Origin of the sequence: Candidatus Pelagibacter sp. Uisw_090 (assembly GCF_047717845.1) — a bacterium.
Taxonomy (GTDB): Bacteria; Pseudomonadota; Alphaproteobacteria; order Pelagibacterales; family Pelagibacteraceae; genus Pelagibacter.
Genome location: NZ_CP159810.1, coordinates 731,765 through 755,614 on the forward strand (window position 1 = coordinate 731,765; position 23,850 = coordinate 755,614).

The window sequence follows — 23,850 nt, forward strand, 5'->3', positions numbered from 1 at the left end:
ATCTATTTAATTAAAATGCTGGCTCTGATTAGGCCGTTAATTGTAATGTCTTTATTTAATGTAGCTTTCGTTTTTGTTGAATTCTTGAATAAATTAGAAAATCCTCCAGTAATTATAATTTTAAAGGACATCTTAGTCTCTTTCTTAATTAAATTAACGATATTGTCAATTAAACCCTCATAGCCCCAAAAAAAACCAGCTCTAACAGCGCTAATAGTGTTTAAACCAATAACTTTATTTGTTTTTTTTAAATTAATCTTGGGAATTTGAGTTGCTTTGTCAGTCAACGTATCAAGTGAAAGCTTTACCCCAGGAGCAATAACACCACCATAATAAGTGTTCTTAATCAAAACATCAAATGTTGTCGCAGTTCCAAAGTCTAAAATTATAAAATTATCTTTATTATTAATGACTCCAATTGCATTGGCCAATCTATCTGAGCCAACTTGTCTGTAGTTAACTTTAATTTTAATTAATCTATTTAGTTTAAGCTTTTTAAGCTCGTGACATTTAATTTTATAAGTTTTATTAAAAAAGTTTTTAATTTCATTAAATGATTTTGGAACAACACTGCAAAATAAAGATTTATCAATTGATTTATTTTTCAAGTTTAGGTTTGATAAAGATTTCTTAAGTAAAGAAGGGTTTATTTTTTTTGTTATTAAGGTAACTCTTTTAATAATAATATTTTTAGAGTTTACCAAACAAATTTTTGTTTCAGTATTTCCTATATCGCCAACAATAATCATTTTAAATTTCTATTTAAGTTTTTTATATTAAATTCAGGTAACAGTGGAATAAAAAATTCATAAATTTTTTTTAGTTTTAAAATTGCATTATTAGCTGTAATTTTTACACCAGTTAAGTCAAAAAGATTTGTGGTTAAATAATTTTTTATAATTGGGCTCTTAATCAAATTTATACCTATCCCAACAACAATAAATTTTTTACCTGATTTAGATAATGTTTCCTGTAATATACCTGAGATTTTCATATTATTTATTAATAAATCATTTGGATTTTTAATCGTAATTTTATCTTTATAAAAATTTGATAATAGTTTTTTTACTAAAAGACAGTTAACTTTTGTCAAATCCTTAAGTGATAATTTAACCAAACTAACTTGAAAAAAAATACTTACAAATAAATTTCCTTTAAATGAAGTCCACTTTTTCCCATATTGACCTCTTCCTCTTTTTTGTTTCTCTGCAATTACAATTCCTGATTTATTATTGGTATTTTTAATTATTTTTATAGCTATATCATTTGTACTATTTACAATTTTAAAATTGAACTTTTTTAACTTCATTAAATAATATTAATTCTAGATACAATTTCCACTAATTTGCTAGGAAAGATAAAGTAAAAAAGAATTAACAACGTTGAAAAAGTTAATGATATTCTTAACCAAATACTATGATCAGTGTCATATTTTTCTCTTCCTTCATCAAAATAAATAACTTTAATTATTCTTAAATAATAAAAGGCAGCTATCACAGTTGATAGTAAGCCAACAATTGCTAAAAAATACATTGATTGTTCAATTACAGATTTAAATACATAAAACTTAGCAAAAAAGCCAGCTAATGGTGGAATGCCAGCTAATGAAAAAAGTATAACAAGTAATGATAGCGATAAAACTGGATGATTTTTTGATAAACCTGATAAATCATCAATAGTTTCAAAGTATTGATCATTTCTTTTCATCATAAGTAAGCAGCTAAATAAGCCTAGATTCATTACTAAGTAGATAGAAATATAAACTATAGATGATTGAATACCTTCGTTAGTTCCAACAGAAAGACCTGCTAAAGCGTAACCAATATGACCAATAGAACTATACGCTACTAGTCTTTTTAAATTATTCTGTCCAATCGCTGCAACAGCTCCAAATATCATTGAGGCAATTGATAAAAAAATAATGATAGGCTGCCATTGATCAATCATATTAAAAAATGGGACATATAAGAATCTAATAAAGACCGTTAAAGCCGCAACCTTAGGTACTACAGCAAAAAACAATGTTACAGATGTCGGTGATCCTTCATAAACATCAGGCGCCCACATATGAAATGGTACAGCGGATATTTTAAAAGCTAATCCAACTAGGATAAAAACTATTCCGAATGTTAGACCATAATGAGTGGAATCCATTGAGTTACCAATAATATTAAAATTAGTTGATCCAGAAAAGCCATAAATCAAAGAACAGCCATAAAGCAATAAACCAGAAGAAAGTGCACTTAATACAAAATATTTAAGACCTGATTCAGATGATTTTAATTGATCTCTATTAAATGATGCTAAAACGTACAAAGCTAGTGATTGTAATTCAAGTCCAATGTAAAAAACCATAAGATCGTTAGAACTAATCATAACCATCATTCCTAAAATTGAACAAAGGACTAAAATTGGATACTCAATTAAAAAAATTTGGGATATCTTTAAATATTTTGTTGAAATTGACAATACAAAAGCTCCACCTAAAATTGTAAGAATTTTCATTAAAGATGAGAGGCTGTCAATTACATAGCTATTTCCAAATAAGGTTACGGCTCTATCAAAAGGATTATTTAATATTAAAATTCCAGTAATCAATAAAAGCCCTATTGAAAGATTATGAATTAAACTTGAGCTATTTTTTTTAAAAACACCCAAAATTAATAAAAACATTATCGATAAAGAGATAAAGATTTCAGGAGAAATAAAATTCAAATTATTCATTACTTTTGTACCTCGGGACCGAACATATTTAAGTTAAAATTATACATTTCAATTAAGTCATTTACCGATACTTCAATCGTGTTAATAAGTGGTTCTGGGTAAAAACCAAAGAATAATACTGGTATAGCCAAACTCCATAAAATAAATTTTTCTGAATTATCTAAATCAGGTATTTTTAGAAGGTCTTTGTTTATTAAATTTCCAAAAACTACCCTTCTATATAACCATAACATATATGCAGCACCAAAAATGACACCAAAACTAGCAATAACTGCTACTAAAAAATTATCCTTGAATGCACCCATTAAAATTAAAAATTCTCCTATAAAGCCACTAGTACCTGGCAGTCCTAATGAAGCCAAAGTAAACAGCATAAATAAAATTGAATATTTAGGCATCACTGAAACTAGACCACCATAAGTTTTAATTAACCTTGAGTGCATACGATCATAAACTACACCCACACATAAAAATAATGCAGCTGAAACAAGTCCATGACTAATCATTTGAATTATACTTCCTTCAATACCCTGCTGTGTAATTGTAAAAATTCCTAAAGTTACAAACCCCATATGAGCCACAGAAGAATATGCTATTAATTTTTTCATATCTTCCTGCATTAAGGCTACTAGAGACGCATAAATAATTGCAATTAAACTTAATGAATATACTAAAGGAGTAAATAATTCTGAGGCTACAGGAAATAAGCCTAATGAGAATCTAATAAAGCCATATCCAGCCATTTTTAATAAAATTGCAGCAAGTAGAACTGAACCAGCAGTTGGTGCTTCTACATGAGCATCAGGTAACCAAGTATGAACTGGCCACATAGGTGTTTTAACAGCAAAAGAACTAAAAAATGCAAGCCACAATAAATTTTGATATTTAGTATCTATGCCCAATTCATAAAGTTTTGTTATATCAGTTGTGCCAGCAATCCAATAAATTGAAATTATTGCAACTAACATTAAAACTGAACCAAGTAATGTGTATAAGAAAAATTTAAAAGCAGAATAAACTCTTCTTGCTCCACCCCAAATTCCAATAATCAAAAACATTGGAATTAATCCAGCTTCAAAAAATAAATAAAATACAAGTAGATCAAGTGAACAAAAAACTCCAATCATTAGACTCTCCATTACCAATATGGCAATGAGAAAATCCCTTAACCTTATTTTAATTGTGTTGTTAACAGATATTATACACAATGGAGTAATAAGTGTTGTTAGAATTATAAATAGAATTGAAATTCCATCTATACCCACCTTATAATTAACAAAACCTTTTAGCCACTCTCTATTTTCAATAAATTGAAAGCTTGATGTTGATGGGTCAAATAAATACCATAAATATATTGAGATTAAAAAATTAACAAAAGAAGTGAACAAAGCAACATATTTTCCTGTATTTGAATTTTTATCTTTTGAAAATAATAAAAATAAAGCTCCAATAGTTGGTAAAAGAATTAATGATGATAAGATTGGAAAATTCATTATTGTAAAATTAAAAATGTTAATAATGCAGATAGACCAATCAATATCATGAAGGCATATTGATAAATAAATCCACTTTGAAATTTACTGGCTTTTAATGATAAGTTTTTAATTAGTAGAGAAAGACCATCGGGTCCAAATTTATCAATAATTTTTACATCAATTGTTTTCCAAAAGAATAGTCCTATTTTTTTGGAAGATCGAATAAATATAAAGTCGTATAATTCATCAAAGTACCATTTATTAACTAAAAAATTGTACATAGGTTTGTTGGATTGAACAAATTGATTTGGTAATTCTTTATTTTTTACAAATAAATAGTAAGCAATTGGAATGGATAACAAGACAAGAATGGGTGTAATCAAAATAATCCATAAAGGTGGATGATCTGTACTTAATGGATTTAGAAATTTAATAGAATCTCCCCAAAAGTGATTTTCTCCTCCATGACCAATAAATAAATCTTTAAACAAAAAACCTGCGAAAATTGAACCAATTGCTAATACAATCAAAGGTATAAGCATGACCATAGGAGACTCGTGCATTTCTTCAATTTTTAATCTTTTATTATTATAAGTTCCATGAAATGTTTTAAAAATTAATCTCCACGAATATATTGAGGTAAGTAAAGCTGTTAAAATACCAACACCCGCAGCATAATACCCTACTGTATTACCTCTGAGATAGGCAAATTCTATAATTGCGTCTTTTGAATAAAAACCTGAAAGAAAAGGGAAACCTGTCAGAGCTAGCGTTCCAATAATCATCAAAATCCAAGTATAAGGTAACTTTTTATGCACTCCTCCCATATGATTAATATCTTGTTCATCTTTAAATGAATGAATTACAGATCCAGACCCTAAGAAAAGTAACGCCTTAAAAAATGCATGCGTAAATAAATGAAACATCGCAACATTATAAGCACCAACACCAGCTGCAAAAAACATATAACCTAACTGACTACATGTTGAGTAGGCAATAATTTTTTTTATATCTGTTTGAACTAAGGCGACAGTTGCAGCAAAAAAAGCAGTTGTCATTCCAACTACAGTAATAATATTTAAAGTTAAAGGGGAATATTCAAAAATTGGAGAGCATCTAACAACCAAAAAGACACCTGCTGTAACCATGGTAGCTGCATGTATTAATGCTGACACAGGTGTGGGTCCTTCCATTGCATCTGGTAGCCATGTGTGTAAAAGAATTTGTGCAGATTTACCCATGGCTCCAATAAATAAAAGGATACAAATTAAATCAATGGCTTTGATGTGCATTCCTAAAAATAATAATTCTTTGTCAATAATTTGTGGAATTTGTTGAAATACCTCGGAGTAATTGACGGTACCAAATAGATAAAAAATTAAAAATATTCCTAGGGCAAATCCAAAATCACCCACTCTATTGACTACAAAAGCTTTTATAGCCGCTGCATTTGCTGAATCTTTTTTATACCAAAAACCAATTAAAAAGTAAGAACAAAGGCCTACCCCCTCCCATCCAAAAAATAATTGAAGAAAATTATCAGATGTAACCAACATTAACATTGCAAACGTAAAAAGAGAAAGATATGCCATAAATCTTGGTTTATGAGGATCGTGAGACATATAACCAATAGAATAAATATGAACTAGTGAAGAAACCAGAGTTACAACAACAAGCATTACTGAAGATAACGCATCCACTTTAAAAGACCAATTCACATCAAGTGTTCCTGAATTAATCCAAGTAGCAATAACTACATTATTTTCATATCCGCTAACAATAACTTGATAAAATAAAGTCAAAGATAGTAGAGCTGAAATCGAAACAAAAATACTGGTTATGATCTCTGAATTTCTGTCACCTATAAATTTACCAAAAAAACCAGATATAATAGATGCTAGCAGTGGAAGAAATAATAATGCAAATTCCATATTATCCTTTCAAACTATTTATTTTTTCAACATCAATTGATGATGAGTTACGGTAATAAACCACTATTATTGCTAAACCTATGGCAGCTTCTGCAGCAGCTACAGTTAATATAAAGAGTGTAAAAATTTGCCCCGTTATGTCATTCAAAAATATAGAGAAAGCCACCAAATTAATATTCACTGCTAATAGAATAAGCTCTATACTCATTAATATTACTATGATATTTTTTCTATTTAAAAATATACCAACTATACCAATAGTAAATATTATCGCTCCTAAAGTAAGGTAGTGGCCCAAACCTACATCAATCATCAGACTTAACTCCTTGATTGCTAGGAACATCTATCAATTCAACACCATCTGTTCTTTCTCTAGATATTTGACTAAAATAACTTTGTTTTTTGACACCAGATCTCTTTCTAAAGGTAAGAACAATAGCCCCTATCATTGCAACTAATAAAATCATTCCACTTAATTGAAAGATATGGATGTAATCAGTATATAAAACATAACCAATAGCATGAGTATTACTAATGCTACTATCTATATTTAATGACATAGAAGAAACAAGATCTGACTTGTATTTCCATCCACCAATAACAATAATTAATTCAAAAAATATAATAGTACTAATGATTAATCCAACAGGCAGATGTTTTGAGCTCTCCCTAGCACTAAACCATTGGTTTTTTTGTTGAGCAACATTTAACATCATTACAACAAATAAGAATAAAACTGCTACCGCTCCAACATAAATAATTAACATTATCATGCCAAGAAATTCTGCACCTATCATTATAAACAAACAAGAAATACTAATAAAATCTAAAATTAAAAAAAAGACAGAATGAACAGTGTTTTTAGAAACTGTAACCATTATCGCAGAAACAATTGCTATTAATGAAAAGATGTAAAAAAAAATGGCATGTGCTAACATAATTATTATCTATAAGGTTTATCTGCTTTAATATTAGCAGCTAAAATATTTTCCCATCTATCACCATTATCCAAAAGTTTTTCTTTATTGTAATAAAGTTCTTCTCTTGTTTCTGTTGAAAATTCAAAATTTGGTCCTTGAACTATTGCATCCACAGGGCAAGATTCTTCACAAAGACCGCAATAAATACACTTCATCATATCAATATCATATCGGGTAGTTTTTCTACTACCATCCTCTCTCTCAGAAGATTCAATTGTAATTGCTTGAGCTGGGCATACAGCTTCGCATAATTTACAAGCAATACATCTTTCTTCACCATCAGGGTATCTTCTTAAGGCGTGTTCACCTCTAAATCTTGGACTAATTTTTCCTTTTTCAAAAGGATAATTAATTGTTTTTTTAGATTTAAAAAGTTCTCTTAAAGCAATAGTAAGACCTCCTAGAAAATCTAACATTAAAATTGTTTTAAAAATTCTTGAAATTTTCATAATTAATTAATTGGTAGTAGGTTAAAGTAAAATAAGTAACTTGATGTAAGAACCACCCATGTTAAAGCTAAAGGTAGAAAGATTTTCCAACCGAGTCTCATCAACTGATCATACCTATATCTTGGTACAATAGCTTTTACCAACGCAAATAGTATAAAAAGAAATAAAATTTTAAAGATTAACCAGATAGCACCTGGAATTAAAGTGAATGGGTAAATTTCAATTGGAGACAACCATCCACCTAAAAAAAGAATTGCTCCCATGGCACACATAAGAAGAATATTTGCATACTCACCCAACCAAAACATTGCATACATCATTCCAGAATATTCAGTTTGATATCCTGCAACGAGCTCTGCTTCTGCCTCTGGTAAGTCAAATGGTGGTCGATTTGTTTCTGCCAACGCTGAAATAAAAAAAATTATAAACATTGGAAATAATGGAATTACAAACCATAGGTTTTCTTGAGCCATAACTATATCGTTTAAGTTTAACGAACCAACACAAAGCAAAACATTAATTATAATAACACCAATTGAAACTTCGTAAGATACCATTTGAGCTGCTGATCGAATTGCACCAAGAAAAGGATATTTTGAATTTGAAGCCCAACCACCCATAATAATTCCATAAACACCTAAAGATGAAACTGCAAATAAATAAAGAATACCAACGTTGATATCAGCTAATACTTGAGTTGCACTAAAAGGAATAACTGCCCAAGAGATTAACGCCAAAGTCATGGTAACAATTGGTGCTAATATAAATATTACTTTATTGGAGCTTGATGGGATAATAACTTCTTTAAACATGTATTTTAGTGCATCAGCCAAAGATTGAAGTAAACCAAAAGGTCCGACAACATTAGGTCCTTGTCTTTTTTGAACGAAGGCCCAAATACGACGATCAAGCCAAACAACCATTGCAACAGAAACAAGAACTGGAACTAATAAAAATAAGATTTTATATGTCTCTGAAAAAATTATACTTAAATAATCCATTTTATTAACCTTCAGTGCCTGTTAATTTTAAATTTGTCTTAGCACTCTTACATTCAAACATGGTTTTTGAAGCTCTTGCTATAGCATTGGAGTAATAATAATCTTCATTATTAACTTTTAAAATCTCTTGCTTAAATTCTAAATTCTCAACATTAGAAGATTTAATAGATTTATTTTTTTCAATGTATAAATTAATTTGATTATGCAAACTGCTATCCAACTCGTCTTTGTCATTAAATAATTTTCTATGATTCATTACTTCTGCTAATTCATTAATTATCAACCAGTCTTCCTTAGCTTCTTCTGGTGGATAAGAGGCCTTATAGGCTTTTTGCATTTTACCTTCTAAGTTTGTAAAGTAACCATTTTGCTCTGTGTATGCAGCACCTGGAAGTATAATATCTGCAATCTCTGCTCCTTTATCTCCATGACTTCCTTGATAAATTATAAATTCATTCTTTTTTTCAAATTTAAGATTATCTACTCCTAAAAGATAAACAATTTCAAACATATGATTTTCTAAATCTTTTAGTACTTCGTTTGAGCCATCTACTGTTTTATATAAACCTAAGTCAAAGCTACCGACTGTAGATGCATTTTCTGAAATTGTATTTAAAGAATTCCATTCATCTGACATCTTATTATTTTTTTTTAAAAAAGATCTAATAGATTCAAAAATATATTTTGCAGATTTGGTTTTTAGGGATGACTGACCAAAGATAATTAAAGGTTTTTTGGCTTCTTTAATTAAGCTCGATACTTCATGATTGTCTTCTGTAATTTTTTTAATATTTTCAATATCACCATTTAAAGATTCGTATGGATAAGTCAGATCACCAATTTCATTTAAAGAGATTATTTTTGTTTTATTTTGTAAATATGCTTTTCTAATACGCGCATTTAAAATTGTTGCCTCATACCTTGGATTGCTTCCTATAAGTAAAATAAAATCCGCTTCTTCTATGCCGTTAATTGTTGAATTGAATAAATAGTTTTCTCTTTTTTTCGGATTCAAATATGTATGATCACTTCTTGATTCAACATTATAGGAACCTAGTGTTTTATTAAAAAACTCTTTAAATATATAAAGTGTTTCCATGTTAACTAAATCACCAGACATTCCACATATTTTATCTTTGTCAGTATTTTTAAATTTAGACTTAATTATATTAAAAACTTCTTTCCATGATGCTTTCTCGAATTTACCATTATATTTTATATAAGGTGTATCTAGGCGTTGATTTAACAAGCCATCACAAGCATATCTGGTTTTATCTGAAATCCATTCTTCGTTAATATCTTCATTAATTCTTGGTAAAATTCTTTTAACTTCCCATCCATATGTATCAACTCTTATATTTGAACCAATAGCATCCATCACATCAATAGATTCAGTCTTCTTTAATTCCCAAGGTCTAGCCTCAAATACATACGGTTTTGATGTCAAGGCACCAACGGGACATAAATCTACTACATTAGCTGATAGTTCTGATTGCATAGATTGTTCAAGATATGTTGTGATTTCCATATCTTCACCTCTGCCTATCGCTCCAATCTCTGTTACACCAGCAACCTCTGTAGCAAACCTAACACATCTCGTACAATGTATACATCTGGTCATTTGTGTTTTAATTAAAGGTCCCATATTTTTTTCAGAAACATCTCTTTTATTTTCTTTGTATCTAGATTTATCAATACCATAAAACATAGATTGATCTTGCAAATCACATTCGCCCCCCTGATCACAAACAGGACAATCCAATGGATGATTAGCCAACAAAAATTCCATTACACCTTTTCTTGCTTTTTCAACAAACTCAGTATTTGTTTTAATATTCATTCCCTCTGCTGCTGGCATAGCACATGAGGCTACAGGTTTAGGGGATTTTTCTAATTCTACTAAACACATTCTACAATTACCTGCTATTGATAATTTTTCATGATAACAAAATCTTGGGATTTCAACACCAGCTTTTTCACAAGCTTGAAGCACAGTTAGGCCCTCTTCAACCTCTATATCAATTTCATTAACTTTTAATTTAAGCATTTTTTTTATCCAATAAGTGTTGATCTACCAAGTAAGGAATATTTTTTTCTTTTTTTATAGTTGGGTTAAGATTATTTCTATCTTCAATATCTTTTTTAAAATGTCTTAATAATCCCTGTACAGGCCATGAAGACCCCTCACCAAAAGCACAAATAGTGTGTCCTGCGATTTGATTTGTTACATCTCCCAACATATCAACTTCATCTCTTGACGCTTCACCTTTAGCCATTCTTTCAAGCATTCTCCACATCCAACCTGTACCTTCTCTACAAGGTGTGCATTGACCACAACTTTCATGTTTATAAAATCTAGCAATTCTTGCCATGCATTTAATGATGTCTTGATCTTTATTAATAACAACTATACCTGCAGTTCCTAATCCACTTTTTTCTGCCATTAGTGAATCAAAATCCATTGTTAAAGTTTCACAAGTTTTTTGTGGTATTAAAGGCATTGATGAACCACCAGGTATTACAGCTTGTAGATTTTCCCACCCCCCAATAACACCTCCGGCATGAACTTCAATTAGTTCTTTAAGAGATATGCTCATTTCTTCTTCAACATTACATGGATTGTTAACATTACCGGATATACAAAAAATTTTTGTTCCTGTATTCTTTGCTTTACCTAAAGATGCAAACCATTTACCGCCTCTTCTTAATATAGTTGGGATAACCGCTATAGTTTCAACATTGTTAATTATAGTTGGGCATCCATAAAGACCAATTAAAGCTGGGAAAGGTGGTTTCAATCTTGGCTGACCTTTTTTACCCTCTATACTCTCAAGTAAAGCAGTTTCTTCTCCACATATATATGCTCCTGCTCCATAGTGAATATAAATATCTAAATCCCAACCTGTTTCAGATGCATTTTTTCCTATTAAATTTTTTTCATAAGCCTCATCAATTGCTGACTGAAGTTTTTCTCCATCTATAAAGTATTCTCCTCTTATATAGATATAACAAACATGTGCTTGAACAGCATAAGCAGCAATTAAACATCCTTCAATTAATTTATGAGGTTCAAATCTTAAAATATCTCTATCTTTACAAGTGCCTGGTTCTGACTCATCTCCATTTATAACTAGATAATGAGGTCTTGAACCCAATTCTTTTGGGGCAAAAGACCATTTTAAACCAGTTGGAAATCCAGCACCTCCTCTACCTCTAAGTTCTGAAGCTTTAACCTCAGTTATTATCCAATCTCTACCTTTTTCAATTAAATCTTTAGTGTTTGTCCAGTCACCTCTTTTTCTTGAAGATTCAACATCTGAACTCTTATCATTATATAAATTCTGAAATATTCTATCTTCGTCTTTAAGCATTTTTTAAATCCATAAGTGTTTTTCTATTATTTTCAGGTTCGTTATTTATACGGCCTCGATACGATCCTGGCTTAGGTGTTTCACCAGCAAGGATCTTATCTAAAATTTTTAATGTCTTTTCTTTATCTAAATCTTCATAATATTCATCATTGATCTGCATCATGGGTGCATTAACACAAGCACCTAAACACTCAACTTCCATCCAAGAGCAACTTTGATCTTTTGATAATTCATTTTCATTTTCAGAAATTTTTTCTTTACACGCTTCAACAAGTTTGTAGGCCCCTCTAATCATGCATGGTGTGGTTGTGCAAACTTGTATAAAATGTTTACCCACAGGAGCAAGATTATACATTGTATAAAATGTTGCTACTTCGTAAATCTTTATATAAGGCATGTCTAAAAACTTACCTAGGTATTTCATAGCAGCTAATGGAATCCAGTTACTGTTTTGTTTTTGTGCGATATAAAGCAAAGCCATTACAGCACTTTCCTGTCTATCTTTAGGATATTTTGCAACGATTGATTTGGCGGCTTCTAATGAGTTTGTATTAAACTCAAAAGTCTCAGGTTGCTCTTTTGAAGGTCTTCTTAAGCTCATTATCTGTCAACCTCTCCAAATACAATATCTAATGAACCTAATACAGCAGGTACATCTGCAAGCATATGTCCTTTAATTAAGTAATCCATTGCAGCTAAGTGGGAAAAGCCTGGGGCTCTTATTTTGCATTTATACGGCTTACTAGAGCCATCTGAAATTAGGTAAACACCAAACTCACCTTTGGGTGCTTCAACAGCAGTATAAATTTCATCTTTATCTACACGGTAACCTTCTGTAAATAGTTTAAAATGATGAATTAAAGCTTCCATAGATTGTTTAATATCATTTTTTGGTGGAGGGCTAATTTTCCCATCAGATGATTTAATTGGTCCTTTTTTCATTTTAGCTAAACATTGTTTAATTATAGAAACGCTCTCTCTCATTTCTTCAATCCTACACAAATATCTATCATAGCAATCTCCATTTTTACCAACAGGTATCTTGAAATCTAATTGTTCATAACATTCGTATGGTTGTGATTTTCTTAAATCCCAAGGAACTCCTGATCCTCTAATCATAACACCACTAAAAGAATAATCTAAAGCATCTTCTTTGGTCACAATTCCAATATCAACATTTCTTTGTTTAAATATTCTGTTGTCAGTTAACAGTGTTTCAAGATCATCAATTATTTTAGGGAAAGACTCTACAAAACTTACCTATATCCTCTTCTAACCCCGTTGGTAAATCTTGATGGACACCTCCTGCTCTAAAATAATTAGCATGCAACCTTGAGCCTGACGCTCTTTCATAAAAGGTCATTAAAGTTTCACGTTCTTCAAAGCCCCATAATGAGGGTGTTAAAGCACCAACATCAAGTGCTTGAGTGGTTACATTTAATATATGACTTAAAATTCTTCCAATTTCGCAAAACATGACCCTTATAAATTGAGCTCTAATTGGCACATCAATCTTTAATATTTTTTCAATAGCTAAAGCAAAAGCGTGCTCCTGATTCATAGGAGCAACATAATCAAGTCTGTCAAAATAAGGTACAGCTTGCATATATGTTTTATTTTCTATTAACTTCTCAGTACCACGATGCAACAAGCCAATATGAGGGTCTGCTTTTTCCACAACCTCACCATCCAATTCTAAAATCAATCTTAAAACCCCATGAGCTGCAGGGTGTTGAGGTCCAAAATTAAGATTTAATGTTTTAGTTTTTTTTGTCATTTTCTTGATCTGTTTGCTTTTTGATATACTTGGTTCCTTCCCAAGGACTTTCATAATCAAAATTTCTATAATTTTGTTCTAATTTAACTGGTTCTTTAATTACTTTTTTCTGCTCTTCACTATATCTAACCTCTGTATGTCCTGTTAATGGAAAATCTTTTCTTAGTGGATGACCTTCGAAGCCGTAATCGGTAAGTATTCTTCTTAAGTCTGGGTGATCTTTAAACTTAACTCCATACATATCAAAAACTTCACGCTCCATCCAGTTCGCGGCTGGGTATATTGATGTTAATGAAGGGATAACTTCATTTTCACTAATGAGATAACTTAATATTATGCGCTGGTTAAACTCATGACTTAGAAATAAATAAACCATTTTAAATCGTTGAGCATTTTCAGGGAAATCAACAACAGTTATATCAATTAATTGTCTAAATTTTGTATTTTCATTGCTCTTAATAAATAATGTGACATCAATTAAATCTTCACTATCAATACTTATATAAAGTTGATCATGTCTAATTTCAGATTTTTTAATCTTAGTAGTAAGTTGTGAGTTAATTTTTCTTTCAAGATCTGTTAAATTAATCATAATAATTATCTATCAAAAGATCCTTTGTTTCTAATTTTTTTTTGGAGTTGCATGATGCCATAAAGTAATGCTTCAGCTGAGGGTGGACATCCTGGGACGTAAATATCAACCGGAACAATTTTATCGCAGCCACGAACAACAGAATAAGAATAATGGTAATAACCACCACCATTAGCACAGCTTCCCATAGAGATAACATATCTTGGTTCAGGCATTTGATCGTAAACTTTTCTTAAGGCGGGTGCCATTTTATTTGTTAAAGTTCCAGCAACAATCATTACATCTGATTGTCTAGGTGAGCCTCGAGGTGCGGCTCCGAATCTTTCCAGGTCATATCTTGGCATGGCAGTTTGCATCATCTCAACTGCACAGCAAGCTAAACCAAAAGTCATCCAATGTAGCGATCCAGCTCTTGACCAATTAATAAGATTGTCAAGTGATGTTGTTATAAAACCATTTTTACTAAAATCTTCAGAAAGTTTTTTAAACTCTTCTGGGATCTGTTTGTTTTTATCTTCTAAATTCATATTTAAAATATTACTCCCAATCTAAAGCACCTTTTCTCCACTCATAAATAAAACCAATAGTTAATATAAATAAAAAAATCATCATTGAAGAAAATCCTAATAAACCAATATTTCCAAGAGAGATTGCCCAAGGAAATAGAAAAGCTATTTCCAAATCAAAAATTATAAAAAGGATAGCAACCAAATAAAACCTAACATCAAATTCTATTCTAGAATCTTCAAAAGGTTCAAACCCACACTCATAAGCTGATAATTTTTCAGGATCAGGGTGTTTTGGTGAAAGTATTAAATTTATAACAACAAATGCACAACTCAAACCAAGAGCTATAATCAAAAATAATATTATTGGCAGATAATCTTTTAAAAATTCTGAAAGCATGAAGTCTATATAACACTTTTTATATCATGTTGAAGGGCTCTTACGTCACATTTTATGGAATATTCACATTAAAAAGTCTAGAAAAGTGGCGGGAGTGAAGGGACTCGAACCCTCGACCTATCGCGTGACAGGCGATCGCTCTAACCAACTGAGCTACACCCCCACTTTTAATTGTTTTGGTGGGCAGTAAAGGACTCGAACCTTTGACCCCCTCGGTGTAAACGAGATGCTCTACCAACTGAGCTAACCGCCCAAAACCAAATTACGCACTATTTATAACAACTTATTTAAGAAAGCAAACACTTTAGAAAGGCAAATTAGGAAAATAAGTGAACAAACTCGATTCCTATAACATACCTGGCTTTTGTCAGTTGGAATTTTGTTCTACATACCTGGTGCATACCTGGCCGCTTATTTTAATACCCTACAAATCAATATGGTAAATACAAAAATAGAAAAAATTGAGTAATAATAATAAAAAAAATATGCTTTATTTCTTTAGCTTTTTAAACTTTAGATAACTAATAAATTTATTATTTCCTTCAATAATTATATTTTTTTCAATTTTGAATTGACCATTTAGGTTTTTAACTAGTTGGCCATTTTTAAACATTTGAACATCATTGGAATTTTTTGAATTTCTAATATATTTAATCGAACTATTTTGATCAGAGCAGCTCATAAAATCTTCAGCAATTTTATTAGCTAATAAAATTTCAGAAATATACATATTTTTGGTTTCAGCTAACTTAGAGTCACCAGAATACTCTTTATTTTTTACAATATAATAAAACTCTTCATCTTCTTTTTCTATAAACCATTTTGGATCAGTTTTTTCTACAGAAAGATTTGTTTTCACTTTACAAGATTTAACTTGGGGTGATGATGTAGAACATTGATTCAAAAAAAATAATATTAATATTAAATATATCTTATTCATTATTTTATAAAATTAAAATTCATTTTCTAATTTCTTTTTTTTATCTGCTTTTTTCTTTTTTATCTTTTCTTTATTTTCTGCAAAGGTTTTTTCATTATTTTCATTAACTATTTTAATTGGTCTTACTAAATAACTGCCATTACTAATATCTTCAGGAAGATTATTTTCTTTGGAAAGCATTTTGGCTTTACTATAACCTGTAGACACAGAAGTAATTTCAATTAAACCCAATAAAGTTTCAACATTACCAATCACTTCATTTGTGTAACTATCAATAATTTTTTCTCCTTTTTCGAATAATTCATATTGATCTGATTTTTGGAATTGGTTTCCACCTTGTCCTAAATAAATCTCACTGTTTACAATTTTTTCAACTAAAACAGGATATATACTAAACAATATTTCTTCCCCAAGTATTTTTGATATTTTTGCTATTATTTCTATGTCAGGTTTTTTTGAATTTTCAGTAAGTGTCAGTTTGTATTCAATAGTATTTGAGTAGCTTATTTGTTTAGTTGCAACATCAAGTAACCTATATGACATATATATACTTGCCTCTTTTTTCTTTATCTCCATATCAGAAGATAAAATCTTTTTTACTTTTTCTATAATATTAAAATTTTCTACAGAACCTACTAAAATAAAGTCTGCTGATATTTCGTTACCAATTTTAGCCATTTCTATTGCGGGTGTTTTACCATCTAAAATAGTGCTTTGCTCTTTTGCAACTTCTTCAATATAAGTTCTATCCAACATTGTAAATTTTTTTGTTTGAACAAAATAGTCATTAATATTTTGATCTATCAGTCTATTAAATCTGCTTTTATCACCTTCTACATCATAAAGTTTAAATGGAAATATTGCCATACGAACTCTCATCGCTTCTTTTGGTAAATCAAAAAATGCTACTTCAGCTTTTAATTTTATATTATGCCATCCATTTTTATCTGTTTCTTTTTTAATAATTTCGTATGATTTTATTCCACCTTTAGTTTCGTCTATTATTTCTTTTAGGTAATTTTGTGAGTACTCAACTTTATCTGAATTCTTTTTCTCTTCTTTAGGTTTTTCTTTTTTTTCTGGTTTATTAAATTGTGACAATAAATCAGCTAAAAAACCTACTTGTTTTTTATCTTGAGCAATTTCTTTGGATAGAGGGTCTCCGCTTAAAACTTGAATTATTGTTTTTGTTTGAATATTTTTGCCATTTACCATTGCTATTGCTTCAGCAAATGCATTATTCAGAGCCTCTTCATAAGAAAGACCTGCCGCAGAAACTGTAACTGTTTTAAATTTTATTTCTGACCAAGAATTTGTAGATAGAAAAATTGTTAAGAACAAAAATAATATAATTCTTTTTAAAATTAGTTGCATATCTGAGCCTTAAAATATTTAAAGAGCTAATGCGTCCATTTCTGAGTCTAAATTGTCAGCACCCTCAATTTTTTTTGCTTTAGCACCACTAATTACAAGTTTTGAAGTTTTTGTAAGAGTTGTAATGTAACCAGGAATATTTGGTATAATTCTTGATAAACCACCAATTTGAGTTATCGCATTCATTGGGTTTGATTGTATATTGGCAATCATATTTTGAGTTTCTGGTCTTAATTTCATAGTTCCTATAAGACCTCTACCTAGAAAAGGTAGTGATTTAGCATAATTAGCTTTACCCTCAACTGATAATTTAAAACTTTCATCTTTCATTGAGGTTTCTATGCTTTTACTTGCTTTTGTTGTGACTTTCATAGAATTTTTTAATTTTTTAGAATCACTAACACCTGAATCTTTTGCGTACGCTATGGCTTCGGTTACTTGTGCTGCTTCTGTATTTTTTCCATAAGCTATTAATAATAACTCTTGTGCCATTAAATAATTATTTGAAGATTCATAAAAGAGTGCCATTAAAGCTGTTTTCGCATTTTTAAGATCAACTTTTTCACCTCCACTATCTTTCTTCTTCTTAAATAAATCTGCAGGATTTTTAAGACTCTTGAGAGTGATTGCTGAAGCTGGCACAATATATAAAGTTGAAAGAAAATATAACGTTATTGTAACAATAATTACCTTTATAAATTTTACTTTATTCATTTATTTTATTCCTTTTGCGTTAACTTTTTGAACCATTTGTTTAGCTACAGATTGTGCACAAAGTCGTATAGCGTTATTAATAGCCTCGTCATACGTTGTGCCTTTACCTTTTCTTTGGTTCCCAGCAACAGATGCAACTGTTTTCCAAAATTTTTTACCCTCTTTCTTATGCATCATTTTTGCACTAACTACAGAAACGTTAACTACTTTAAGACCTGTAGCAGCATCAATTTCTTGACTTCCAATTTTAAAGATACCTTGTATATAAAATGAAATTTCCTCAGATGCGATATTCTTTTTTATACTTTTTTGAACGGCTTTAGATAACTTTCCTTTTTCACCATAATCTGCTTTAAGAGTTTCAATTTGCTCTTCTAAATCTAAATCTCCACCATCAATTAATTCAAATCCAGCAGTATTTAGGATTTCTACCATACCAGCTTCAATTGACTCATTGTAGATGTCGCTTATCTCATAAGTAATAGTTTCTGAGCTTTTAACTGTGTTTCCACCAGTTGTAGTAACATTAGTTTCTATTGTTTCGCTAGATACTAATGTTTCACTTTCACTCGTAGCCTCTGTTTGCTCAACATCAACACTTTTTTTAGATTGATCAACTTTAGTTACTTTGTCATCTTTTTGTTTGATACTTTTAGTCTTAGCTGAAAACATCAGTAAAACAATATCTGAAGCCTCATCACTACTTGTGTTGGCGATAGCTGAAGATTCTATAAGTGCTTGATTTATTTTTGTTTCATCAATATTAGCTTTAACAAGAATGGTATACTTACCAGTAGATGTATCGAGATTTTCATCTATAATCTTATCACAAACCATATAGTTGAGATAATCTTTTTCAATTTTAGACTTTATTTTGTCATAATTCTTTTTTTATCTATCGTGAAAGTACTTACATATTTTTTTAAAGCATCCTTACAAGCAATTTGTTTTGCTTCAAAAATAATTAATTCTTTTTTTTCTTCAAAAGATGAAATTGCAGTAATGCTTATTGTTCCTTTTCCAACCTCTTCAAAAGCATATAAATAAGAGGTATTTAAAAGAAAAATAATAAGAGAGAATATTTTAAAAGAAAATTTAATCATAGATAAGATTATTTATGAAACCCTAACACAAAACAGCTCTTCTAAAACTACCGAAGAACAACACTAATTTCTCTGAGAAATAAAACTTATTTAAATTTAACCATAAGTTTTCTTACATTTTTCATACTTTTCTTGAATTTATCAGTTTTATTTGTTTTGGAAATCCATTTTTCATCCATCACATTTATATTGTAAGAAAAACCATCAAATAATTCATATGTAGTTATATAAAACTTATACCAATCATTAATATCTGTAATTTGAGAAGGGATTGATTTTTTAATTACATTTTTTAAATCATCATCCATATAGACTTTATTTAGATCTGGTTGAGAAATTTTTAAATTTAAAAAAGTAGCCCAGAAATAAATATTATTAACATCTGATTTTTTTGCTAAAACTTTTTTGAAGCCTTTTATAATTAAATCAATATTGTAATCAGGCTTTGGTAATTCAATATCATATATTACATCACTGTTTACAAATTGCTGTTTCATTTTTGCACCAATCGCCATACCCTCAATATAAGGAACAAGTGCAACATTGTTATGCAAAGATAATCTTGAAGAAAATAATTGAGCAAAAATATTCTCTAAGGGTTTAATATTTTTTTTATAATTTTTTGGTATAACAGAAATAGCTTTATCTTCAAATTTAACACTAGTGACACCTATGCGAAGATTATATTTTTCTTTTAACTCAAAATCATTTAATGATTTTTCTACTTGTGAAAAAGCATTGATTTTTTTTTCAGAATTCATCTCTTTTAATCCCACTGTGTAAAATTTTTTTATATAATTTGTAATTTCTTTTTCAGTTGGTTCTTTTTTAGTAAAAAAAGGAACCGAAACATCATATGGTATTGATGTAATTAACTTTTTAGTTTTAAAATTATAAAAAATAATTTGAAAAAACATCTGAATATTATTCATATAAGTTTTTGAAATTGGCTCATATTCGTTGAAATAAGTTTCATTATCTAAAACAACAGCCATTACAACTGATTCTTCAAGACCTTTTTCTAAATCAGCAAAATCAAAATCAATATTAAAATTTTTAGCTTTAACTTTCTTTATAGTTTTAATTAAACTCTTTGAAATTATATCTATCCCATTTTCATCTTTTTCATTTATAAGTTGATTTGTAAATTGAATAGATGAAGATTTATCTATGTAGTTTCCTGAAAAAGAAAACCCAGCATAAAATACTTTTTTCTCACTTGCTAAAACGTTATTGAAAACTATAAAATTACATAACAATATAAATAGCAACTTAACATGTGTGACTCTCTTCATAATTGAATACGCTAACAGAATAAATTTTTACTGACTATAAGAATTATTTTAATTACTTTTAATTTGTATCTTAAAATACCCATTAGGTGTTATTCCCGCACAATTATACCCTGAACTATTACATAACACTACTTTTTGCACTGAATTATTTGCAGCATTTGCAGGGGAAATTATTTCACTTTTAAATAAGTGAAAGTTTATGCCAAGTACTCCAGTTGCAATTATTGTTAAAATAAATTTAGTGTATTTGTCCATATTAACTCCTTCTTTTGATTTAATTAATCTTAAGACAACATCTAATGCTTAGATTCTTTTCTTTTTCAAATAGAATTTAGTATCCCACACCAAAAGTCCATAAACCTAATGTTAAGAATAAAACCAACCATTGGATGAGGATAATAATTATGTTACTTTCAGAACGCGTTGTATAATAAATTGCATTCCACCCATTATTATTATTCTTTTCTATCATTTTATCTAATGCTTTTCTTGGGTTGGTTAATATTAATCCAATTAAACTACCAGATAGAGCGATACGGACAATTTTATTAATTTTCATAAGTTAGCTTAATTAAAAAATTAATTGAATTAAACATTAAATTTGAATGCTTTAAAGTTCAAGAGAATAACTTTTATAGAGTAACTTTTTCTATACCTATTGCTTACCTAGCTTAATTGGAGCTCTCTTATTAAGTAAACTATTATTGTTATTTATAGAAGGTTATTTGCGTTTTTTTTGGACTAGCTTTGTGTAAACGAGATACTCTACCAACTGAGCTAACCGCCCAAAAGAAGTGCTACTATTACATCAACAAATAGATAATGTAGATTGATAATTACTGAATACTAGCTTGAGATTTATCGTCTGATTTAGAAATTTTTTCAACCTCTACCCATTCAACTCTTTTTAACTCTTTAGTTAAAGCTATTTTTAGTACTTCATCAGCATGTTCTACTGTTGTTATTTTAATATCATCAGTTATTTTTTTAGGCATATCTACTAGATCTTTTTCATTTTCCTTGGGAATAATAACCTGTTTAATTCCAGCTCTATGCGCAGCTAGTAATTTTTCTTTTAATCCACCGATTGGTAAAACTTGTCCCGTTAATGTTACTTCTCCTGTCATTGCAACATCTCTTCTTACTGGATTGTTAGTAATTGCTGATACTATGGATGTAACCATACCAATTCCAGCAGATGGTCCATCTTTAGGGGTGGCCCCTTCTGGAACGTGAATATGAAAATCTTTTTTTTCAAATAATGGTGGAATAATTCCATAATCTAAACTTTTAGATCTAATAAATGATTTTGCAGCTTTAATAGATTCTTGCATTACCTCACCAAGTTTTCCGGTAATTTGCATTCTTCCCTTACCAGGCATAATTACAGTTTCAATTTTTAGAATTTCGCCACCATACTCTGTCCATGCCAAACCAGTAACTACACCGATCTTATCTTCGCTTTCAAGTTCACCAAATTTAAATTTCTGTATTCCAAGGTAATCTGATAAATTCTCTAAATCAATTTTAACTTCCTTTTCTTCACCAGTTACAACTTTTTTAACGACCTTTCTTGCAACTTTTGATATTTCTCTTTCTAAATTTCTTACACCAGATTCTTTTGTGTAACTTTGAATAATTTCTTTAATGATATCTTCAGATAGTGTCATTTCTTTTTCTTTAACACCGTTATCTTTAATTTGTTTTGGTAGAAGATATTTATTTGCAATATTAATTTTTTCATCCTCTGTATATCCAGCTAATCTAATTACTTCCATTCTGTCTAATAGTGGCGGCAATATATTCAATGTATTAGCTGTCGTTACAAACATCACATCTGATAGGTCGTAATCAACTTCTAAATAATGATCATTAAATGTTGAGTTTTGTTCAGGGTCCAATGCTTCTAATAAAGCTGAGGATGGATCACCTCTATAATCATTTCCAATTTTATCTATTTCATCGAGGAGGATTAGAGGGTTTTTAGTTCCTGCTTTCTTCATCATTTGAATAATTTTTCCTGGTAAAGACCCAATATAAGTTCTTCTGTGACCTCTAATTTCAGCTTCGTCACGCATTCCACCTACGGAAACTCTCACAAACTCTCTGTTAGTAGCTTTCGCAATTGATTTACCTAAAGATGTCTTTCCAACACCTGGGGGTCCCACTAAACATAAGATTGGACCTTTAATTTTTTCCATTCTTTTTTGAACTGCTAAAAACTCAATAATTCTCTCTTTTACCTTTTCTAAACCAAAGTGATCGGCATCTAATACAGCTAAAGCTTTTTTAAGATCAATTGCAACTTCACTTTTTTTAAACCAAGGAAGGTCAATCATCCAATCTAGGTAGTTTCTAATAACAGTAGCTTCTGCTGACATGGGACTCATATTTTTTAATTTCTTAAGCTCCGCCATGCATTTTTTCTCGACGTCTTTTGGCATTTTAGATTTTAAAATAGATTTATTAAGGCTTGATGTCTCATCTTTACCATCTTCAATTTCACCCAGTTCTTTTTGAATAGCTTTAAGCTGTTCATTTAAATAATATTCTCGTTGAGTTTTTTCCATTTGAGTTTTAACTCTTCCTCTAATTCTTTTTTCAACTCCAATAATACTAGTTTCATTTTCCATACTCTTAATTATAGAATTAAGCCTTTTTTTAACGTCCATTGTTTCAAAAATTTGCTGTTTTTCAGAAATAGTTGCTGTCAAATGAGAAGCAATATTATCAGCGATATGAGATGCATCAGTTAATTTTTTAATACCATTTATTGTTTCGCTTGAAATTTTTTTATTAACTGATGTTAATTTTTCCAGTCTCCTAACAGCTGTCATCGCTAAAGGAATTAAGTCTTCATCTTTTGTAATTAAATCATGTTGATGAGCATACTCACAAACGATAAATTTATCATTATCTTTAAAGTCTAAAATTTTAACTCTTTTGCTTCCCTCAACTAAAACTTTTACTGTACCATCAGGCAATTTTAACAATTGAAGAATGTTTCCTTCACAGCCATAAGTAAAAACATCTAATTTTTTTGGGTCATCTATTTCTGAGTTTTTTTGTGTAACAAGGACAATTTTTTTGTCTTTTTTCATTACTTCATTTAAAGCAGCTATAGATTTATCTCTTCCTACAAATAGTGGGATAACCATATTAGGGAATACAACAATATCTCTTAAAGGTAATAACGGTCGTTCTATTTTAACATCCAT

At 29.8% G+C, this 23,850-nt stretch carries 24 protein-coding genes, 2 tRNA genes and 1 pseudogene; all 27 read right to left on the reverse strand.

The genetic code is table 11. The features are described from left to right. Nucleotides 1-2 precede the first annotated feature (2 nt). Complete coding sequence (locus ABXT58_RS04000) at nt 3-749, reverse strand: type III pantothenate kinase (RefSeq protein WP_415303412.1); 747 nt, start codon at nt 747-749, stop codon at nt 3-5. Continuing rightward, nucleotides 746-1,309 carry a biotin--[acetyl-CoA-carboxylase] ligase gene (locus ABXT58_RS04005; protein WP_415303413.1) on the reverse strand — a complete coding sequence of 188 codons (564 nt, stop codon included), beginning with the start codon at nt 1,307-1,309 and terminating at the stop codon, nt 746-748. Before ABXT58_RS04005 ends, ABXT58_RS04000 begins: the two co-directional genes overlap by 4 nt. After that, entirely contained in the window at nt 1,309-2,724 is a 1,416-nt protein-coding gene (nuoN, locus tag ABXT58_RS04010; protein WP_415303414.1) for an NADH-quinone oxidoreductase subunit NuoN, read from the reverse strand. The genes ABXT58_RS04005 and nuoN overlap by 1 nt, the downstream gene beginning before the upstream one ends. Beyond that, the gene (locus tag ABXT58_RS04015; protein WP_415303415.1) at nt 2,724-4,217 is read right to left on the reverse strand and encodes an NADH-quinone oxidoreductase subunit M; all 1,494 of its coding nucleotides are present in this window, start codon (nt 4,215-4,217) and stop codon (nt 2,724-2,726) included. Before ABXT58_RS04015 ends, nuoN begins: the two co-directional genes overlap by 1 nt. Next, entirely contained in the window at nt 4,217-6,130 is a 1,914-nt protein-coding gene (nuoL, locus tag ABXT58_RS04020) for an NADH-quinone oxidoreductase subunit L (RefSeq protein ID WP_415303416.1), read from the reverse strand. The genes ABXT58_RS04015 and nuoL overlap by 1 nt, the downstream gene beginning before the upstream one ends. A 1-nt stretch (nt 6,131) precedes the next feature. Continuing rightward, the gene (nuoK, locus tag ABXT58_RS04025; protein WP_415303417.1) at nt 6,132-6,443 is read right to left on the reverse strand and encodes an NADH-quinone oxidoreductase subunit NuoK; all 312 of its coding nucleotides are present in this window, start codon (nt 6,441-6,443) and stop codon (nt 6,132-6,134) included. Continuing rightward, entirely contained in the window at nt 6,436-7,068 is a 633-nt protein-coding gene (locus ABXT58_RS04030) for an NADH-quinone oxidoreductase subunit J (protein ID WP_415303418.1), read from the reverse strand. The genes nuoK and ABXT58_RS04030 overlap by 8 nt, the downstream gene beginning before the upstream one ends. A 5-nt stretch (nt 7,069-7,073) precedes the next feature. Beyond that, the gene (gene nuoI / locus ABXT58_RS04035) at nt 7,074-7,559 is read right to left on the reverse strand and encodes an NADH-quinone oxidoreductase subunit NuoI (protein ID WP_415303419.1); all 486 of its coding nucleotides are present in this window, start codon (nt 7,557-7,559) and stop codon (nt 7,074-7,076) included. A gap of 2 nt (nt 7,560-7,561) precedes the next feature. Continuing rightward, nucleotides 7,562-8,560 carry an NADH-quinone oxidoreductase subunit NuoH gene (nuoH, locus tag ABXT58_RS04040; protein WP_415303420.1) on the reverse strand — a complete coding sequence of 333 codons (999 nt, stop codon included), beginning with the start codon at nt 8,558-8,560 and terminating at the stop codon, nt 7,562-7,564. Between the two features lie 4 nt (nt 8,561-8,564). Further along, nucleotides 8,565-10,607: an NADH-quinone oxidoreductase subunit NuoG gene (gene nuoG, locus ABXT58_RS04045; protein WP_415303421.1), complete on the reverse strand. Its 2,043-nt coding sequence runs from the start codon at nt 10,605-10,607 to the stop codon at nt 8,565-8,567. Then, the gene (nuoF, locus tag ABXT58_RS04050) at nt 10,600-11,931 is read right to left on the reverse strand and encodes an NADH-quinone oxidoreductase subunit NuoF (RefSeq protein ID WP_415303422.1); all 1,332 of its coding nucleotides are present in this window, start codon (nt 11,929-11,931) and stop codon (nt 10,600-10,602) included. The genes nuoG and nuoF overlap by 8 nt, the downstream gene beginning before the upstream one ends. Next, nucleotides 11,924-12,532, reverse strand: a complete 609-nt coding sequence (nuoE, locus tag ABXT58_RS04055) for an NADH-quinone oxidoreductase subunit NuoE (protein WP_415303423.1) — start codon at nt 12,530-12,532, stop codon at nt 11,924-11,926. The genes nuoF and nuoE overlap by 8 nt, the downstream gene beginning before the upstream one ends. Further along, nucleotides 12,532-13,708: pseudogene (locus ABXT58_RS04060) on the reverse strand (NADH-quinone oxidoreductase subunit D). Before ABXT58_RS04060 ends, nuoE begins: the two are co-directional and overlap by 1 nt. After that, nucleotides 13,692-14,300 (reverse strand): NADH-quinone oxidoreductase subunit C, encoded by a 609-nt coding sequence (locus tag ABXT58_RS04065; RefSeq protein WP_415303424.1) that lies wholly within the window; start codon nt 14,298-14,300, stop codon nt 13,692-13,694. The pseudogene ABXT58_RS04060 and the gene ABXT58_RS04065 overlap by 17 nt, the downstream one beginning before the upstream one ends. A 5-nt stretch (nt 14,301-14,305) precedes the next feature. After that, on the reverse strand, nt 14,306-14,827 hold the full coding sequence (locus ABXT58_RS04070; RefSeq protein ID WP_415303425.1) for a NuoB/complex I 20 kDa subunit family protein: 522 nt from the start codon (nt 14,825-14,827) through the stop codon (nt 14,306-14,308). Between the two features lie 10 nt (nt 14,828-14,837). Further along, nucleotides 14,838-15,206: an NADH-quinone oxidoreductase subunit A gene (locus ABXT58_RS04075; RefSeq protein ID WP_415286978.1), complete on the reverse strand. Its 369-nt coding sequence runs from the start codon at nt 15,204-15,206 to the stop codon at nt 14,838-14,840. Nucleotides 15,207-15,292: 86 nt separating this feature from the next. Then, nucleotides 15,293-15,369, reverse strand: a tRNA-Asp gene (locus tag ABXT58_RS04080). Between the two features lie 14 nt (nt 15,370-15,383). Further along, a tRNA-Val gene (locus ABXT58_RS04085) sits at nt 15,384-15,459 on the reverse strand. Nucleotides 15,460-15,696: 237 nt separating this feature from the next. Then, a complete protein-coding gene (locus ABXT58_RS04090) occupies nt 15,697-16,065 on the reverse strand; it encodes a hypothetical protein (protein ID WP_415303426.1) in 369 nt (122 codons plus the stop codon). A 93-nt stretch (nt 16,066-16,158) separates the two neighbouring features. Then, the gene (locus tag ABXT58_RS04095; RefSeq protein ID WP_415303427.1) at nt 16,159-17,520 is read right to left on the reverse strand and encodes a CsgG/HfaB family protein; all 1,362 of its coding nucleotides are present in this window, start codon (nt 17,518-17,520) and stop codon (nt 16,159-16,161) included. A gap of 18 nt (nt 17,521-17,538) precedes the next feature. Further along, nucleotides 17,539-18,234, reverse strand: coding sequence for a hypothetical protein (locus tag ABXT58_RS04100; RefSeq protein ID WP_415303428.1), 696 nt, complete (start codon nt 18,232-18,234; stop codon nt 17,539-17,541). Then, entirely contained in the window at nt 18,235-19,071 is an 837-nt protein-coding gene (locus ABXT58_RS04105; protein WP_415303429.1) for a hypothetical protein, read from the reverse strand. A gap of 32 nt (nt 19,072-19,103) precedes the next feature. After that, the gene (locus ABXT58_RS04110; RefSeq protein ID WP_415303430.1) at nt 19,104-19,337 is read right to left on the reverse strand and encodes a hypothetical protein; all 234 of its coding nucleotides are present in this window, start codon (nt 19,335-19,337) and stop codon (nt 19,104-19,106) included. Between the two features lie 86 nt (nt 19,338-19,423). Beyond that, nucleotides 19,424-20,632 carry a hypothetical protein gene (locus tag ABXT58_RS04115; protein WP_415303431.1) on the reverse strand — a complete coding sequence of 403 codons (1,209 nt, stop codon included), beginning with the start codon at nt 20,630-20,632 and terminating at the stop codon, nt 19,424-19,426. A gap of 48 nt (nt 20,633-20,680) precedes the next feature. Further along, complete coding sequence (locus ABXT58_RS04120) at nt 20,681-20,887, reverse strand: hypothetical protein (RefSeq protein WP_415303432.1); 207 nt, start codon at nt 20,885-20,887, stop codon at nt 20,681-20,683. 76 nt (nt 20,888-20,963) lie between these two features. After that, nucleotides 20,964-21,191, reverse strand: a complete 228-nt coding sequence (locus tag ABXT58_RS04125; protein WP_415303433.1) for a hypothetical protein — start codon at nt 21,189-21,191, stop codon at nt 20,964-20,966. A gap of 277 nt (nt 21,192-21,468) precedes the next feature. Continuing rightward, nucleotides 21,469-23,850 carry an endopeptidase La gene (gene lon / locus ABXT58_RS04130; RefSeq protein ID WP_415303434.1) on the reverse strand — a complete coding sequence of 794 codons (2,382 nt, stop codon included), beginning with the start codon at nt 23,848-23,850 and terminating at the stop codon, nt 21,469-21,471.